This is a genomic window from Clostridium sp. AF21-20LB (assembly GCF_003478795.1).
GTDB classification, from domain to species: domain Bacteria; phylum Bacillota; class Clostridia; order Lachnospirales; family Lachnospiraceae; genus Otoolea; species Otoolea fessa.
Genome location: NZ_QUGD01000019.1, coordinates 1 through 15,620, shown reverse-complemented (window position 1 = coordinate 15,620; position 15,620 = coordinate 1). Strand labels below are relative to the sequence as shown.

Below are 15,620 nucleotides of genomic sequence, written 5' to 3'. Positions count from 1 at the left end.
ATACCATCCGCCTATGCATGCACGGACGCACTTTCCATCCGCCGCAGCCGTCTCACCTCCACGCCTGCCATCGCAAGAGCCACCACGCCCGCCACAAAATCCGCGATCGGTCCGGCATACATGATGCCGTCAATGCCGATAAACAGTGGCAGAATCACAATCAGCGGCAGCAAAAAGAGAATCTGGCGCGTCAGGGACAGGAAAATACCCTTTTTCGGTTTTCCAATCGCCGTAAACAGGTTCGACGCAATCGGCTGCACACAGTTTAAGAACGTGAAAAACAGGTAAATCCGGAAATATTTTTCCGCAAACTGGAAATACATCTCCGATCCTTCCCCGAACAGCCCGATGATCGGACGCGGAATCAACTGGAAACACGCAAAGGACACCGCCGACACCGCAAATCCCCACCTGAGCGCCAACCCATACACCTGCCGCACGCGCGCATAATTTTTCGCGCCATAATTGAAACTTGCGATCGGCTGCATGCCCTGCGAAAGACCGATGACGATCGAAAAAAACACCTGATTGACCTTCGTGATAATGCCGGCACACGCCAGCGGAATCGATTCCCCATAGTCCGAATGCGCACCGTAGTAGGTCAAGGATTTATTTAACACGATCTGCACCACCAGCATCGCAAGCTGGTTGAAAAATGCCGCTGCCCCCAATGAGGTAATCATGCTTACATATGTTCTCTGGGGTCGAAGATGCGCCGCTGTCAGCCGTCCGTTTTTGTAACGGCGCAGATACCGGATAATCAGGATTCCTGAAAAAATCTGTCCAATGATCGTCGCCAGCGCAGCACCCGCCATTCCCATATGTAATCCAAAAATAAACAGCGGATCGAGCACTGTATTGATCAGCGCCCCGGATAAATTGTAAAGCATCGCATTAAGCGGGCTTCCGTCCGCCCTCACCAGATGCCCGCCGCCGTTGGTCAGAATCAGAAATGGAAATCCCAGAGCCGTGATACCCGTATACGTTTTGGCATACGCCAGCACATTGTCCGGCGAACCGAAAAAGCGCAGCATCGGCGTCAGGCAAAAAAGCGCCACAGTCCCCAGAATCACACCGCTTCCAAACAGAAGCGTCGCCGCATTTCCAATATAAAATAACGCCTTTTCCCGATCGCCGCCTCCCAGCGTCAGGTTAAAGGACGCCGCACCGCCGATTCCAAACAGAAGCGCCAGCGCCACACAGGAGATCGTCAACGGAAACGCCACGTTCGTCGCTGCATTCCCCAGCTCCCCCACGCTTCTTCCGATAAAAAACTGATCGACGATATTATAAAGGGCGCCTACCAGCATCGCGATAATACTTGGCACCGCAAACTGCCGCAAAAGCCCGCCGATCGGCTCCGTGCCTAGTATATTTTTCTTCTGTACCTGTTCCATGAATCTTGATTCTCCTGTCTACGTTACTGCGAACAATTATCAGTCTACCTCTCGTTACTGATAATTTTTCCTCTTTACATGCCTTCCCCGCGCATGATACACTACCATCAGTTATTAAAACGGAAAGGACTTAATCACATGAATCTTTCATCCTTACTGCAATTTCGGGACGAGTGGGCGCGTTTCAAAGCCCGCCACCCTAAATTTTCCCCTTTTCTGAAAGCCGCCTACACCCGCGCGCTGCGCGAGGACAGCGTCATTTCCCTAAAAGTGACCGCCCCGGACGGAACCGAGGTGGCATCTAACTTAAAGGTCAAAAAAGAGGATCTCGAACTGCTCTCGCGCATTATGAATAGCTAATTTTTAATCACCCATCATGCATTATGTCTACTTATGATACGGTTCTCCTTTTATAATCCGGAAACTCCGGTAAATCTGTTCCAGCAAAATCACGCGCATCAGCTGGTGTGGGAAAGTCAGGCGCGAAAAGCTGATCTTCGTGTCCGCACGGTTTAACACAGCCTGCGACAGCCCCAGCGAACCACCGATGATAAACTGCAGATGGCTCTCACCTCGCACGCCCAGGTCTTCCATCCACGCCGCCATCTCCTCCGAGGAACGCTGCTTTCCATCGATCGCAAGCGCAATCACATACGCGTCCTCCTTGATATGCGCCAGAATCCGCTCGCCTTCCTTGTCGCGGATCTGCGTTTCCTGCAGCTCACTCGCCTTATCCGGCGTTTTTTCATCCGCCACCTGCACGATCTCCAGACGGCAGTAACGCCCCAGCCGCTTGCTGTACTCCGCGATCGCCGCCTCCAGATATTTTTCCTTAATTTTTCCTACTGTCACTAACGTAATCTTCACTTTTTAAGCTCCCGTTTTAAAAATGCCAACAGATTCAGCCGCGCCCGGTCTTCCGTCTCTTTGCGTCTCGTTTTTACCTTTTTCACGACCGTTCCCTCCGGCTCCCGATGAATCCGGTAGATGATCCGTAGATATTCCGCGACCTCTTCCCATGCCTCGCGGCTCTCCGGAATCAGGTCGAGTCCCATCTGAAATACATGGAACATCCCGTCATAGACCGAGCAGCGCACCTTGACGCCCTCGGCGCGCGCCTTTTTCGCTGCCGCCCTCGTATCATCTAAAAGCACCTCATACGCGCCCACCTGCATCAGCATCGGCGGAAATCCTTCAAAATCTCCAAACAGCGGCGACAGATACGGATTTTTCGGATTGGCATTCCCGATGTAGCTGCACTGGTACAACATATTTTCCTTCGAATTACCAAACAGTGGATCGATCGTATAATTTTCCTCATACGATGCCCCGCTCAGACTTACATCCGTCCACGGCGACATCGTGATAATGCCCGCAGGAAGCGGCAGCCCGTGATCTTTCGCATACAGACAGAGCGCCAGCGCCAGGCCGCCGCCCGCCGAATCCCCGGCTACCACGATCTGGGACGGCTGGTATTTCTTCTCTTCCAGAAGCCATCGGTACGCGTACACCGCATCCTCCAGCGCCGCCGGATACGGATGCTCCGGCGCCACCCGGTAGTCCGGCGTCAGAACATCCGCGCCGAAGCTGATCTGCGAATACTTAACCGCAAACCGCCGGTAAATATTTTTCATCGGACCGATATACCCGCCGCCGTGCAGCTGCAAAATGACGCGCCCCGTCACCGCCTGCTTCGGCTTTAAATATTCCATCACAAACTGTTCTGTTTTTACCAGCTCATAAATATATTCCGCCGGACATCTCCACGCCGGTTCGACCGGATTTTTCCGGAATTCGCCGGTCTGGATCGGCTTCTTTAACGATGTCTCCATCACGTCACTCATCATATCACGCGTCAGATTGCCTATCATGCTGACTGTTTTCCGACTCATGCTTCTTCCCTTTCTTTCATCCAAATTTTCAATCTTCGTATTTTTATAGATCGTTCCTTTACTGTGACCGATTTTCCTGCCATCTACACATGAAACCGCCTCTTCAATTCCCGCTTCACACTCCGGTCGCCCAGAATCACCGTCGCCGCCAGCGCTGCCACCGACACACCTGCTGCCAGCACCGTCAGACGCGGATGATGCGTCCACCCGATTTTCCAGAAAATCAACGGCACAAAGCTCAGAAATGTAATTGTGATCTGATACATAAAATAGCTCTGCCAGTTCATCCGGTTGACTAGCATCATCAGAAGAACCGCCGCCACCTCAAACAGTGCGACGCATGGGATCGCGTAGTCCACCGACCACCCCCGAAGCCCTGTAAGCGCGTCAATCAGAAGCAAAATTGCCTGAATTCCCAGGGACTGCCGCACCAGCGTTCCTGCCAGGCTCGCATGCCTCATGACCGAAAACCGCAGCGTCATCGCCACATACGCCGCCGCGCCCGCCGTCAGAAGCGACCATTTAAACGGAATCCGATGATAAGTCGCCAGATTCGTAAGCCCCGCCAGAAGCGATACGAGCACCAATGACACATAAAATCCCCGCACCGCACGGCGCACGCGCTCTCGATCCTGGGCAATCACTGGATAACGTCCTTTATCATGCTTCGTATCCGTGATTCCATTGCTCTCTCGCTCTACCCGGATGCCCTTTTCCTCCAAAAAGTGAAAGAAAAACTCCGGAAGCCGGTTCTCTGCCATCGCGCTCGTAAACGACAGGCATAATTTCCCGTCATACGCCACCGCCCCGCATTTCATCCGCTGCTTCGGCGATGCGCCGACAAGAAGCTGAAAGCCCTCGATCGAATCTTTCAGTTCCTCCCGAACCTGCGCCGGTCCGATGTTGGAAAATGTCATCGTGTGGGCGCGGCTGGTGTGCAGAAAAATCAACTGCATCGCCAGATGTTTGACAAATAGCGGGATCGCCCGCACATACCATTTTTTCTCATTCGACACATTGTAGGAGATCGTCTCCTCCAGCCGCTCCTTCACGATCTGCTCATCCATCTGGCGGCTCACAGACGCAATCACTTCTTCCAATGCCTCCGGTGCCTTTCCCGCCGCCCACGAAATATTCACGACAGCAAAGAAGTTTGCCAGCGTCTCCGACTCAAAAAAACTCCGTAGGTTCACCGGAAGATTGAGCGCCACCGGACGTTTCAGCGTTTTCCCATCCGTCTCCGTCTGGATGATCGCCCAGAGAAGCACCGCCGCCAGATATTTGGTGATGCTGACCCCCACCTTCCTGCATTCCGTCTTCAGTGCCGACACCTCAATCGTCCCCTGCAGCACTGCCATCTGATCAAATGGGAGAAATTCCCCCTGAATCGCAATCGCCGGTCTGCTGTTATAATGCCGATGCGGCAGTTTCCGGTAATGTCGCAGATAATCGTCCTCCCGGAGCGGCGAAAACTCCCGCTCCTGCACCATAACCGGCAATTTTTTCACCAGTTCCAGATAATGTTCTGTAAGACGTGAAGCAAACCGCAGCGCCCCCAGTCCGTCCGTCAACCCGTGAAACACTTCAAAATTGATCCTGCATCCATAGTAGCTCACACGGAACGGGAACCGCGCGCCCCGGTGCGGATCAATGAAACGGCACGGTGCACTCTGTTCTTCTTCCACGCCCGGATTCCGGTTGTTCGTCTCAAAATAATACCAGAAAAATCCCTTCCGCAGCTTCACCCGGAAATTTTCAAACTCCGGAAGTGTCCGCACAAGCGCCCTTTGCAAAAGCTCCGGATCTACTTTTTCTTTCAGAACCGCCGAGATCCGGAATACACTGCTTAAATCCTCGCCCGACACCGCCGCAAAGAGCTTCGCCGTGTTATCCAGCCGCCTCCATGCGGCGCCCTGGATGCGGAGACGCTTTTTCTTTGGTTTTTCCTCTCGTTTCTTCTCCACTTTTTCTGAAACTATCTGTCCCGGCTCTTCCTGCTTCCCTGCAATTTCATCCTTCTGATCCTGTTTTTGGTTTTCCTCGTTCATTCTCTGCCCCATCTGCCTTTGCCACCTAAAGAAAAAGAGCAGCTGCCGGGATACACACTCCCCTGCAGCGCCCCTTTCATCCTCTTCTGAGTTCTTTTCTACATTACCGAATCCGGAAGTAGTACCCCACGCCCCATTTCGTATGTACATATTTCGGATCACTCGGACTCGGCTCGATCTTCTCGCGCAGCCGCCGCACATGAACGTCTACGGTGCGAACATCGCCGCCCGCCGCCGCCCGGTTGCCCCAGACAAAGCGCAGCAGCTCCTCGCGGCTGTAAACCTTGCCCGGATTGCACACCAGGAGCTCCAGAAGGTCAAATTCCTTCGCGGTCAGATTGATCTCGCGGGAAGCGATAAAGACCCGGCGGCTGTCCGAATCCAGCGTCAGATCGCCCGCCTCGATGACTTTCTTTGTCTGCTGCGGCTCCTGTCTCGATTTCTTGGAATTGCGGCGCAGGATCGCCTTGATGCGCGCCTTTACTTCCAAAATGTTAAATGGCTTCGTGATATAATCATCGGCGCCGTATTCCAGCCCCAGAATCTTATCCATATCGTCGCCTTTTGCGGTCAGCATAATGATCGGCATCTCGGAGAACTCCCGGATTGCCTGGCAGACTTCAAATCCGTTCAGCTTCGGCAGCATCACATCCAGAAGAACCATATCATACTCCGTCTCCTTTGCCATCTGAAGCGCTTCCTCCCCGTCATAGGCGCAGGCAACTTCAAATCCATCCTGTTCCAGACTGAAACGGATTCCTTTTACTATTAATTTTTCATCATCTACCACTAATACCTTCGCCATTCTCCACCTCAACCACTATGCTTCTATCTCTCTATACTGTAATCTTATCTTTTATCTTCTGAAATGCCGCGTTCTTGATGCCAGGCACCTTCATAATATCCTCAATCGTCCGGAAACCGCCCTTCTGCTCCCGGTAAGAAAGAATCGCTTCCGCCCGCGCCGCGCCGATACCATTTAAAGTCATCAACTCTTCTTTGGAAGCTGTGTTTAAATTAATCAATGCTGCACTGCTTCCGGATTTCTGCGAAGCTGACTCGCTGCCATTCCCAGCAGCGCCTCCGGCTCCCAGAAGCCCGGAGACATCCTTCCCTGTTTCCTGATATTTCCGAATCTCTTCCCGGCTCGGAATCCGAAGCTGCTGTCCATCCTCGATCGCCTGCGCCAGATTTACAGATTCCTGCGCCGCCTCCGACGTCATCCCGCCCGCCTTTTCAACCGCCTCATACATACGGCTGCCCGCCGGAAGCTCATAGACGCCCGGTGCGGCTACCTCGCCGCAGACGTGGATATATAGGATTCTCGGTTCCGGCGTTTCGGGATTTTCTTTTGATTGCTCCTCAGGCGCAGCGTTCTCTGCTGCTTCATTATCCCCATCCACTGCCCCGCCGTTTGACCGTTTTGCTGGACGTTCGGAGCTTTCCTGCGAATCATCCACTTCTTTTGAAAAACTATTCTGCGTCCCCAGCACCACCGTCTGCTTCTCTCGCCGGCTCTGCACACCAAAACACAAAACAGCCGCCAAAAATACCACGCCGACTGCCCCTGTTCGCATCCATCGTTTCCGATTTACTGTTTGATTTGTCTGTTTCATCTTCTGCACCCCTCTTTTTCCGAGGCGCGTTTTGTCCGTAATTCTATTCTAACCAAAACCCCCTTTAAACACAAGCAGAAAATTTTTATTCCCATCTGAAAATCACAATCCCCGCAATCGCAACCGCCGCCCCGATCGCCTTGCGCCACTCAAATCCCGCTTTCTCCACACCGAACCAGCCAAACACCTCAATCAGGTACGCCACCAGGATCTGCGCCACGACGATCAGAAGCGCTGATTTTGCCGGTCCCAGCGCGTCAAAGCTCTTGATGACCGTGTACGTGATAAATGCCCCGATCACGCCGCCGGTCAGCATATACCGCGGTTCGATCTGCCAAAGCTCCGATACCGCGCCGCGCCCCGTAAAAAGCCACATCAGCAGGCAAACCACAAATGCACTTATCTGCACCCAGCCAGCCGATACCCACATGCTGGTCTGCTTCATCACGGCAGAATTAAACACGCCCTGTATACTCATGAGTGCGCCGGAAACCAGCGCGGTTATCATTCCCCACATAAAAAATAAACCTCCGCATTCTGTTCTACATTCTCATGAAACAGCAGCCGTTTCCGACCATTCATTTCACACTGTTAGTATCCCAGATATGCGAAGGTTTATACAATTTGTGTTTATTCCCTTTTCCTGTTTAAAATCCGATTTTTCCTCCAAAACCAGACAACCTTTCATGCAGCTGATCCCTATTGAATGGAAAACGTAGCCGACACCTCTGCCTCAACATCCACCTGCCCCGGCATCAGGTTTCTGCCTGCACCCGCATCTTCCATCGCCATTTCCTTCATCGCCATGCCGCTGCTGTAAGAAGTGTCATAATAGCGCGCCTGCTGCCCGCTGCTGTACTCCTGCACATTCGTCATCGTTCCCAGCTTGCAGCCGCCTGCCTCCGCCATCGCTTCGGCTTTCACGCGCGCCGACTCAATGGCTTTTTTGAGCGCTTCCTGATAAATCTCATCAAAATTGCTGCACTGGTACTGGACCGAATCGATCGAATTGATACCCGCATTGACCGAATCGCTGATGATCGCCCCTGCATCCTCAATCGCAACATCCGATACAACCACCTCCGTCGTCATCTCATAACCAGTGATCTTCTTGCCATTGTCCCAGTCATAGATCGGATTCAGCCCCAGACCGCTCGTCTGCACCGAGGTATCTGCAATTCCCTTTTCCTTCAAAAGCGCCAGAACCGCATCCAAATCCGTCTGATTCTCCGACTGGCAGGTGCTCGCATCCGCCGCCTGTGAATAGACACTGTAGGTAATTTCCGCAATATCCGGCTCCGCTTGATTTTCTCCTGGCTCGTCACCGTGATCCCCGTATTTTCCGCCGACTGCACCGTCACCGATGCCGGTGCGGACGTACAACCTGCCAAACCTGCCGCCGACGTCATTGTCATCGTGCCTGCTGCCAGCAGAAATGTCATCCTGTTTCGCATCATCCCCATTTTTCTCATAAAAAAATTCCTCCCGTTTTTCTGTTTCATCCGTGAGTTCCAACCCACAATGGGTTCAGACCTTCCGGAGCAACAACTGGTACACTGTCATTCTTACTATAGTTATACCTGAAAACGAGAGGAAATGTATTGCTTTTCTCTTAACTTTCTTTCGCTTATTTATTACTATTTTTTTCCTGTTTCATCCATGCCGCGCGCACCAGATGCTGTGCCAGAACCGCCGTCGTCACGCCGCCGACACCGCCCGGAACCGGGGTTGCCGCCGAAGCAGTTCCTTCCAGATCGGAAAAATCCACATCGCCGCAGAGTTTTCCATTTTCATCTACATTGATCCCAACGTCAATGACAACCGCATCCTTTTTTACATAGGTGTGGTTGATCATCGCTGCTTTTCCCACGCAGGCAGTCAGAATATCCGCCTCCCGGCATACCTCCGGCAGGCTGGCAGTTCTCGAGTGGCAGATGGTCACGGTCGCATTTTCATGCAGAAGCAGCATCGAAAGCGGGCGTCCCACAACCATGCTTCTTCCTACGACTGCCACCCGTTTGCCAGAAAGCGCGATATCGTTCATTTTCAGCATGCATACCACTGCCTCCGCCGTACACGGCGCAAAACCGCTCGTATCGCCGCTGAACACCTTTGCGATATTGACTGGGGAAATACCGTCCAGATCCTTCGCCGGATCGATCATTTTTTCAATATCCTGCTCGTTGATCTGCTTTGGAAGCGGGCGCAGCATTAAAATACCGTCCACCGACGCATCCGCATTGATCGCCGCAAACTCCTTCTTAAATGCCTCGTCCGAGATATCTCCCGGAAATACCTTCGATTCCACCTCAAGCCCGAACGATGTCAGCTTCTTCGTCGCGCCTTTCTCATAGGAAATATCATCCGGATTCTCGCCCACCCGGATAATCGTCAGTTTCGGCACCCATGTCAGGGTTTCCAGCCCTTTTTCCACCTGCTCTTTCAGCTTTGCCGAAACAGCGGCTCCCTTCATTGTAATCATCTTGTCTGCACCTTTCGTTTTTATTTATGATGAATTTCCCGCGCTTTCGCGCATATTCATTTTAAATTTTTCTTAAAATGAAAGCGACGCCAAAAGACCGGCTCCGCCTGCCATCTCAAGCAGGTAAACCGTCACAATCGCCGCGATCGCCACTACCACCAGGCTCTTTCCCTTATATCCCAAAATCACCGCTACGATCGTTCCTCCGACCGCCGAATAGAGATGTCCTGTGGAGGTAAATACATCCGGAAATGTCAGTGCTCCCAGCACTGCATACGGCGTATAATCTAAGAAAGCTCGGATAAACTTCGAACGGATCTGTTTCCGGAAAATCGTAACCGGAAGAACACGTGGAATATATGTAACCAGTGCCATCAAAAGGACACAGGTCAGCACGTATTTCATATCGAGTGTTCCGGCTGCTCCTGCTGCCTCTGCTGTATTCATCATTCTGCCCCCTCTTTCTGACTCTCGTCCTGACCGGCTTCTTTACCGTCCGGATCATGCGGGAATTTCCATGCACCGAACGCCGATGCCGCGATCGTAACCAGAATCACCCGGAAACCGGAGGAAATACCGGCAAAAACCGGAACATATTTTAAAATGCACACCATCACAACTGCCAGAATGATGACGCAGCACACCGACCGCGATTTGCGTGCCGCCGGCAGAATCAGTGCAATAAACATCGCGTACAGGGCAATTCCCATCGCATTCTGCAGCGCCTGCGGCAGAACCGCCGAGATCGCGCCTCCCAGCCAGGTTCCAAGATTCCACCCCAGAATCGGCATCGTGATAAGTCCCAGCATATACGACGCTTTCAAAATGCCCGGATGCAGGGAACTGACGACAAACGTCTCATCCGTGATGCCGAATGCCAGTGCCAGGCGCGCCCCGGTTCCCGTCTTTTCATCGAGCTTCTGGGACAGGGACAGTGACATCAGCATATAGCGCAGGTTGATGACAAACGTCGTCAATGCCACCTCAAAGTACCCAGCCCCCGCCAGAATCAGGTTTGTCCCTGCGAACTGTCCGGCGCTCGTTAAGTTCGTCAGCGATATAAAAACTGCTACCCAGACCGGCAGACCGCCCGACACCGCCAGGAAGCCAAACGTAAAGGAGACCGGCAGATACCCCAGTCCAATGGGGATACCGCTCTTTAGCCCCTCATAAAATGTCTTTTTCCAACTCATTCTACTTTTTCACTCTTTCTGTTCACGCAACCGTCTATTTTTCAGGCTTCACATACCGCGCATGCTGCCCGTTCAGCCACTCTACCCCGCTCACAATTCCTTCTTCCGAAAATGGAAATTCCTCGCGGGTCTTCTCCTCTTCCGGCGTTGCGTCGTATCCATATGGTTCCGGCCACGATGTCACAGTCAGGACTGTCTCCTCGACCGTCTCGCCATCTGCGCCGTCTTCTTTCGGTACTTCGCGCTTTGTCATATCCATCCGGTAGCGCATCCCGGTATCACTTCCGGTAAATTTTTCTTTTTTCAGGAAATTGACCGGCATCACATCTTTTCTCGTTATCATGCCATTTACCCCCGGAATTTATAACGGCGGATCACCGCCTGCAGCGTTTTTCTTCCATTGTACTCATTGATGTCCGGATAATACACGACGTCGATCTCCCGCCGTCCGGCGCGCTCTTCCTCAAACGCCGTTCCGTCACCGAAATATAGCGCCTCGATCGCGTGTCCGTCTGTCTCTTCCAGCGTCATTTTTACGACATTCCGGTTGCGCCCCAGTACGCGACTCGCCCGGATGCGGAGTGATTTCTCTGCAAACAGCGGCTTTTCGTTGCCCTGTCCAAACGGTTCGAGACAGGAAAGCTCCCTCACAAGGCGTTCTGTCACATATCCCACCGGCATCGGCACATCGATCCAGACTTTCGCTTTAAAATCTTCCTCCGTCAGCCCCGCATTTTCATTCAGTCTGCGCCGGAACTCGTCAATGTTCTTCTCTTCCAGCGAAAGCCCGGCTGCCAGCGGATGCCCGCCAAATTTGAGCAGCAGATCGCTGACCTCTGTCAGCTTTTTAAACATATGGTACTCGTCAATGGAACGTCCCGAGCCTTTGACCGCCTCCTCGCCGCGCGTCAGCACGATCGCCGGCTTCTGATAATATTCCCTCAGGCGCCCTGCAATAATGCCCGCCAGCGATTCATGGCATTCCGGCAGAAAGACCACCAGCACCTTGTCCTTCTGGTACCAGCTCTCTACCTGCAGCTTCGCCGCCTCAGTCCCCTGCTCAGTCATATCCTTGCGGGTATCATTTAATTCCTTAAGTTCCTCTGCCAGGCGTTCTGCCTCTTCCTCACTCTGCGCCCGCAGAAGCGCCAGCGCTTCCTTTGCCGTTTTTAATCGTCCGCCCGCATTCAGGCACGGTCCAATGACAAATCCGATATGGTATGCTGTGATCGCCCCCAGATCAAGATTATTTTTCTCCGCCAGTCTGCGAAGCCCTAGATTTTTGGTCTGCGCCATCTTTTTAAGACCGTATTTTACCAGAATCCGGTTCTCATCCTGCAGCTTCATCACATCACCGACCGTCGCAATCGCGGCAAATTCAAGCAAATCCAGCCATTCCATCTGCGGCACGCCCCGGCGGGCATATAAAACCTGCACCAGCTTGTACGCCACCACTGCTCCGCAGATCTCCGGAAATGGGTACGGACAGTCTGCCTGTTTCGGATCGATCACCGCATCCGCCGGTGGAATCTTCTCTTTTTCCCCATCTAAGGGCACCTCATGATGATCCGTGATGACAACCGTCATGCCATATTTCTTCGCCAGCTCCACCTGATGGAACGCGGAAATACCATTGTCACAAGTCAGAATCACCTCCACGCCGTCCGCGTGCGCCTGTTCGATGATCGATTCATTGATTCCGTAGCCATCCTTGATGCGATCCGGTATCTCAAAATCTACATCACTGCCCAGCCGTTCAAATGCCTGCAATAATATGTACGTCGAACAGACGCCGTCAATATCATAATCACCGACGATCCGTATCTTCTTTCCAGTATCCACAGCCTCGCACAGGATGGAAACGGCACGCTCCATATCTTTTAACAGCATCGGATCATACAGATCATCCAGCGTGCCATTTAAATAGCGGTCGATCGCCGCCTCTCCTTCGATCCCACGGTTCCGGATAATACGCGCCGTAACCGGATCGATCCGAAACCGCGCCCCGATCTGCTTAAAATCTGCTTTCTTGGTCTGAAGCATCCAGACTTCTTCTGCCATTTTGTTCCTCCTATTATCTATGTCTGTGCTTCTTTTCTATATCACATACTCCCTAAGCCGCCTGCGCCGTTCCCGCCAGTCCGGCAGTATATTCTCCACCTGCGTCCAGAAACGCGCGGAATGGTTCATTTCCAGCCGGTGTGCCAGCTCATGGACAATCACATAATTCATCAGATCCTCCGGCAAAAGTGCCAACCGCCAGTTAAAATTTAGGTTTCCAGCTGCGCTGCAGCTTCCCCAACGCGTTTTCTGGTTCCGGATTGTGATTTTTCCATAGGTTACGCCCATGCACGCCGCATATAAAGCAACCCGGTGCATGAGCACCGGGCGCAGCTTTTCTGTGAAATTTCGGATTTCTTCCGCTCCATATGTTTTCCGGTTCCTCTGGCGTTCCACCGCTTCTTTATAATGGACTTCTATCCAGTCGCGGTGCTCCTCGGCAAACCGCATCGCAGCCTGCACCGAAGCCCTCCTCGGAATCCGGAGTACCAGGCGTCCTTCCGCCGTGATCTGGATGGCGATCGTCTTCCGGGAAGACCGAACCACCTCACACGGAATCAATCCTTCTTCCGGCTCATCAGATAACGGAGAATGCCATGGGTTTTGTATCCTCAAGTATTGCATACAATTTCCCGTCTCTTTCATCGATTGTGCGCGCTGCATCTTCCAGTGCGCGTTCCAGACGTTTTTCCAGTTCTTTCTTCTCATCATCCGCCGCTTCATCCCGGATTACTTCCAGGCAGTAATCATCTGCCAGGCGGGCAGCCAGCATCTGTACCAGACCATCCAATGTCTTCTCCGGTGTCTCCAGAATTTTCTTAAACTCCGGATCCTCCGGCTGTTCTTCTGTATCCATCTCATACGGATCCCGCTCGTTCATCTCAATCACATTCATCCATTCCGGTTTTTCATCGGCATTGGTAAAATTCATCTGACCGACCAGGCAGTCGTAAATCTCTGCCTCGCTCGATATCTGCTTCATATCTAACTGAACTAACTGCATCTCTTCTCCTTTCCGCTGTGTCAGAATCCGTGATGCATCTCCCAGCTTCTTCCCAGCCTTTCTATTTTATTCTGCCCACTTAAAACCTACGCGTTCAGCAGCGCCACCGCTGCAAAAAACGGCACCAGCCATTTCGCGACAGAACCAATTTTTATCAGATATTCTGTTTTCATAATTCCTCCACGCGGTCTTTCATAGAAACCGCAAAGCTATCTGCCTTGATAGGGACAGCCCTATTATTATATCGGTCATGCGGTAAAAAGTCAATTCCAGGCTGTCGTAAACGGAATAAAGAATGTGCTCAGGGTTACGGTTCGCACACGTGTGCCCATCAACGGGATTTTGCCGATACTGCACATTCCAAATCGACAAAATCTGCTGCCAGAACTGTATCGTAGGGAATTTTCAGTTCAGAAAATTCCTACCTGTGAACAGTTGTTGCCTTGACACATTCTCGCGCCGAGCGCGTCGCTTGCGACAACCTGCATCTTCGCGCGAGTGCACATCATTGGCACGTTAGTGCCTTTTTGTGTAATAGGAAATTCCTTGGAATTCCCTATTACACAAAAAAAAGCACCCTCAAAAGGATGCTTTTTGCTCTCTGACAACCAGAGAAATCGACGTGCGTGAGAAGATTCGAACTCCCGACACCTTGGTCCGTAGCCAAGTGCTCTATCCAGCTGAGCTACACACACATACTTTTTATTCTTAACGAACAAGTCATATTATACAACTCATTCTGAAGAATGTCAACTGTTTTTTAGATTTTTTTAAATTTCTTTTATTGTTGATTTATTTCAAATTATATCGATATATCAACCAAAAATTCTTCTTACTTTCCAACAATTAAATGGGGCCTACAGGGCTCGAACCTGTGACCCTCTGCTTGTAAGGCAGATGCTCTCCCAGCTGAGCTAAGACCCCATTACGATACTCTGTCCCTCAATCCGCTTACGCGAACCAATTTATAACAGTCGTATCAAAACGACCCGGATGGGGTTCGAACCCACGACCTCCGCCGTGACAGGGCGGCGCTCTAACCAGCTGAGCCACCGGGCCAAATATTAAATTATTTATTTACCTCATATTGGGTAGAGTGGACCTTCGGGGACTCGAACCCGGGACCGACCGGTTATGAGCCGGTTGCTCTAACCAACTGAGCTAAAGGTCCATAAAGTATATGGATCAAAAAACTCCCCGAGTAGGACTCGAACCTACGACAGCGCGGTTAACAGCCGCGTGCTCTACCGACTGAGCTATCGAGGAATATTGCTTTCCAACAACGTAGATAAGTATAACCGATTATATTTTAAATGTCAACTACTTTTTCAAAAAAATCGAAAAATCTATTCTTTTCATCGGATGTTACCGTCTTCTCGCTACATGAGCAGCATGACGCATCCTTAACTTTCGGGTTCAGAACTCATATAATCTTGGCAAAAATAGAAAGAGATAGTCTTTCTGACGACGCAGAAACAGCACAGCACTCAAAAAGAGATGTGCAAAACACCAGATACCTCCGCGGCTATAAAAAGCAGAAAACAATAAGTTTTCTGTCAACGCATACGTGCGCATCATTGGCACGTTAGTGCCTTTTTGTGTAATAGGGACTTCCAAGGAATTTCCTATTACACAAAAAACCGTCATACATTTCTGTACAACGGTCTTCTTTATATATCTTCAAAACTGCACACTGAATTTCTTCTACTCTCTATCTTTCCATCCTTTAGGAAATAACTTCCTCTTACCTATCCTTAACCATAACCTTTTGGTTAAGCCCTCGACCGATTAGTAACAGTCAGCTTCACGTATTACTACGCTTCCACCTCTGCCCTATCTACCTCGTCGTCTTCAAGGGGTCTTACTACTTGCGTATGGGATATCTCATCTTGAGGGGGGCTTCACGCTTAGATGCCTTCAGCGTTTAT

The 15,620-nt window shown here is 51.5% G+C and carries 16 protein-coding genes, 5 tRNA genes and 1 rRNA gene; 1 reads left to right on the top strand and 21 read right to left on the bottom strand.

Annotation, left to right across the window (positions count from 1 at the left end; all coding sequences use genetic code 11):
- Nucleotides 1-11: 11 nt before the first annotated feature.
- On the bottom strand, nt 12-1,397 hold the full coding sequence (locus tag DWX76_RS10045) for an MATE family efflux transporter (protein WP_117796871.1): 1,386 nt from the start codon (nt 1,395-1,397) through the stop codon (nt 12-14).
- Nucleotides 1,398-1,535: 138 nt separating this feature from the next.
- On the opposite strand from DWX76_RS10045, the gene DWX76_RS10040 reads away from it, so the two are divergent.
- Nucleotides 1,536-1,757, top strand: a complete 222-nt coding sequence (locus tag DWX76_RS10040; RefSeq protein WP_107001315.1) for a hypothetical protein — start codon at nt 1,536-1,538, stop codon at nt 1,755-1,757.
- Between the two features lie 27 nt (nt 1,758-1,784).
- On the opposite strand, the gene rlmH is transcribed toward DWX76_RS10040, so the two are convergent.
- From rlmH to DWX76_RS09940, 20 genes are all read right to left on the bottom strand, one after another.
- Entirely contained in the window at nt 1,785-2,264 is a 480-nt protein-coding gene (gene rlmH, locus DWX76_RS10035; RefSeq protein ID WP_118524089.1) for a 23S rRNA (pseudouridine(1915)-N(3))-methyltransferase RlmH, read from the bottom strand.
- Nucleotides 2,261-3,289 carry an alpha/beta hydrolase gene (locus DWX76_RS10030; protein WP_107001314.1) on the bottom strand — a complete coding sequence of 343 codons (1,029 nt, stop codon included), beginning with the start codon at nt 3,287-3,289 and terminating at the stop codon, nt 2,261-2,263. Before DWX76_RS10030 ends, rlmH begins: the two co-directional genes overlap by 4 nt.
- Nucleotides 3,290-3,372: 83 nt before the next feature.
- A complete protein-coding gene (locus DWX76_RS10025; protein WP_243022530.1) occupies nt 3,373-5,349 on the bottom strand; it encodes a DUF6320 domain-containing protein in 1,977 nt (658 codons plus the stop codon).
- A gap of 91 nt (nt 5,350-5,440) precedes the next feature.
- On the bottom strand, nt 5,441-6,142 hold the full coding sequence (locus tag DWX76_RS10020) for a response regulator transcription factor (RefSeq protein WP_022359279.1): 702 nt from the start codon (nt 6,140-6,142) through the stop codon (nt 5,441-5,443).
- Nucleotides 6,143-6,173: 31 nt separating this feature from the next.
- Entirely contained in the window at nt 6,174-6,953 is a 780-nt protein-coding gene (locus tag DWX76_RS10015; RefSeq protein ID WP_118524088.1) for a helix-hairpin-helix domain-containing protein, read from the bottom strand.
- Nucleotides 6,954-7,038: 85 nt separating this feature from the next.
- Nucleotides 7,039-7,470, bottom strand: a complete 432-nt coding sequence (locus DWX76_RS10010) for a DMT family transporter (protein WP_022359281.1) — start codon at nt 7,468-7,470, stop codon at nt 7,039-7,041.
- A 182-nt stretch (nt 7,471-7,652) separates the two neighbouring features.
- Complete coding sequence (locus DWX76_RS10005) at nt 7,653-8,468, bottom strand: SIMPL domain-containing protein (protein WP_118570588.1); 816 nt, start codon at nt 8,466-8,468, stop codon at nt 7,653-7,655.
- 112 nt (nt 8,469-8,580) lie between these two features.
- The gene (locus DWX76_RS10000) at nt 8,581-9,435 is read right to left on the bottom strand and encodes a bifunctional 5,10-methylenetetrahydrofolate dehydrogenase/5,10-methenyltetrahydrofolate cyclohydrolase (RefSeq protein WP_118570587.1); all 855 of its coding nucleotides are present in this window, start codon (nt 9,433-9,435) and stop codon (nt 8,581-8,583) included.
- Nucleotides 9,436-9,507: 72 nt separating this feature from the next.
- Entirely contained in the window at nt 9,508-9,840 is a 333-nt protein-coding gene (locus DWX76_RS09995) for an AzlD domain-containing protein (protein ID WP_118524759.1), read from the bottom strand.
- 41 nt (nt 9,841-9,881) lie between these two features.
- A complete protein-coding gene (locus tag DWX76_RS09990) occupies nt 9,882-10,628 on the bottom strand; it encodes an AzlC family ABC transporter permease (RefSeq protein ID WP_117796867.1) in 747 nt (248 codons plus the stop codon).
- A 34-nt stretch (nt 10,629-10,662) separates the two neighbouring features.
- Nucleotides 10,663-10,971 (bottom strand): hypothetical protein, encoded by a 309-nt coding sequence (locus tag DWX76_RS09985; protein ID WP_118570586.1) that lies wholly within the window; start codon nt 10,969-10,971, stop codon nt 10,663-10,665.
- 5 nt (nt 10,972-10,976) lie between these two features.
- A complete protein-coding gene (recJ, locus tag DWX76_RS09980) occupies nt 10,977-12,689 on the bottom strand; it encodes a single-stranded-DNA-specific exonuclease RecJ (RefSeq protein WP_118492520.1) in 1,713 nt (570 codons plus the stop codon).
- A 36-nt stretch (nt 12,690-12,725) separates the two neighbouring features.
- Nucleotides 12,726-13,304 carry a M48 family metallopeptidase gene (locus tag DWX76_RS09975; RefSeq protein WP_333491457.1) on the bottom strand — a complete coding sequence of 193 codons (579 nt, stop codon included), beginning with the start codon at nt 13,302-13,304 and terminating at the stop codon, nt 12,726-12,728.
- Nucleotides 13,267-13,692 (bottom strand): hypothetical protein, encoded by a 426-nt coding sequence (locus DWX76_RS09970; protein WP_022358685.1) that lies wholly within the window; start codon nt 13,690-13,692, stop codon nt 13,267-13,269. The genes DWX76_RS09975 and DWX76_RS09970 overlap by 38 nt, the downstream gene beginning before the upstream one ends.
- A 621-nt stretch (nt 13,693-14,313) precedes the next feature.
- Nucleotides 14,314-14,387, bottom strand: a tRNA-Arg gene (locus DWX76_RS09965).
- Nucleotides 14,388-14,543: 156 nt separating this feature from the next.
- Nucleotides 14,544-14,616 (bottom strand) — tRNA-Val (locus tag DWX76_RS09960).
- Between the two features lie 61 nt (nt 14,617-14,677).
- Nucleotides 14,678-14,751, bottom strand: a tRNA-Asp gene (locus DWX76_RS09955).
- 38 nt (nt 14,752-14,789) lie between these two features.
- Nucleotides 14,790-14,863, bottom strand: a tRNA-Ile gene (locus DWX76_RS09950).
- 22 nt (nt 14,864-14,885) lie between these two features.
- A tRNA-Asn gene (locus DWX76_RS09945) sits at nt 14,886-14,958 on the bottom strand.
- 502 nt (nt 14,959-15,460) lie between these two features.
- Nucleotides 15,461-15,620 (bottom strand): 23S ribosomal RNA (locus tag DWX76_RS09940); the annotation flags it as partial.

Coding starts and splice junctions, on each gene's coding strand:
- DWX76_RS10045 (WP_117796871.1), bottom strand. CDS start 1,397: ATGGAACAGGTACAGAAGAAAAATATACTAGGCACGGAGCCGATCGGC.
- DWX76_RS10040 (WP_107001315.1), top strand. CDS start 1,536: ATGAATCTTTCATCCTTACTGCAATTTCGGGACGAGTGGGCGCGTTTC.
- DWX76_RS10030 (WP_107001314.1), bottom strand. CDS start 3,289: ATGAGTCGGAAAACAGTCAGCATGATAGGCAATCTGACGCGTGATATG.
- DWX76_RS10025 (WP_243022530.1), bottom strand. CDS start 5,349: ATGGGGCAGAGAATGAACGAGGAAAACCAAAAACAGGATCAGAAGGAT.
- DWX76_RS10020 (WP_022359279.1), bottom strand. CDS start 6,142: ATGGCGAAGGTATTAGTGGTAGATGATGAAAAATTAATAGTAAAAGGA.
- DWX76_RS10015 (WP_118524088.1), bottom strand. CDS start 6,953: ATGAAACAGACAAATCAAACAGTAAATCGGAAACGATGGATGCGAACA.
- DWX76_RS10010 (WP_022359281.1), bottom strand. CDS start 7,470: ATGTGGGGAATGATAACCGCGCTGGTTTCCGGCGCACTCATGAGTATA.
- DWX76_RS10000 (WP_118570587.1), bottom strand. CDS start 9,435: ATGATTACAATGAAGGGAGCCGCTGTTTCGGCAAAGCTGAAAGAGCAG.
- DWX76_RS09995 (WP_118524759.1), bottom strand. CDS start 9,840: ATGAAATACGTGCTGACCTGTGTCCTTTTGATGGCACTGGTTACATAT.
- DWX76_RS09990 (WP_117796867.1), bottom strand. CDS start 10,628: ATGAGTTGGAAAAAGACATTTTATGAGGGGCTAAAGAGCGGTATCCCC.
- DWX76_RS09985 (WP_118570586.1), bottom strand. CDS start 10,971: ATGATAACGAGAAAAGATGTGATGCCGGTCAATTTCCTGAAAAAAGAA.
- recJ (WP_118492520.1), bottom strand. CDS start 12,689: ATGGCAGAAGAAGTCTGGATGCTTCAGACCAAGAAAGCAGATTTTAAG.
- DWX76_RS09970 (WP_022358685.1), bottom strand. CDS start 13,692: ATGCAGTTAGTTCAGTTAGATATGAAGCAGATATCGAGCGAGGCAGAG.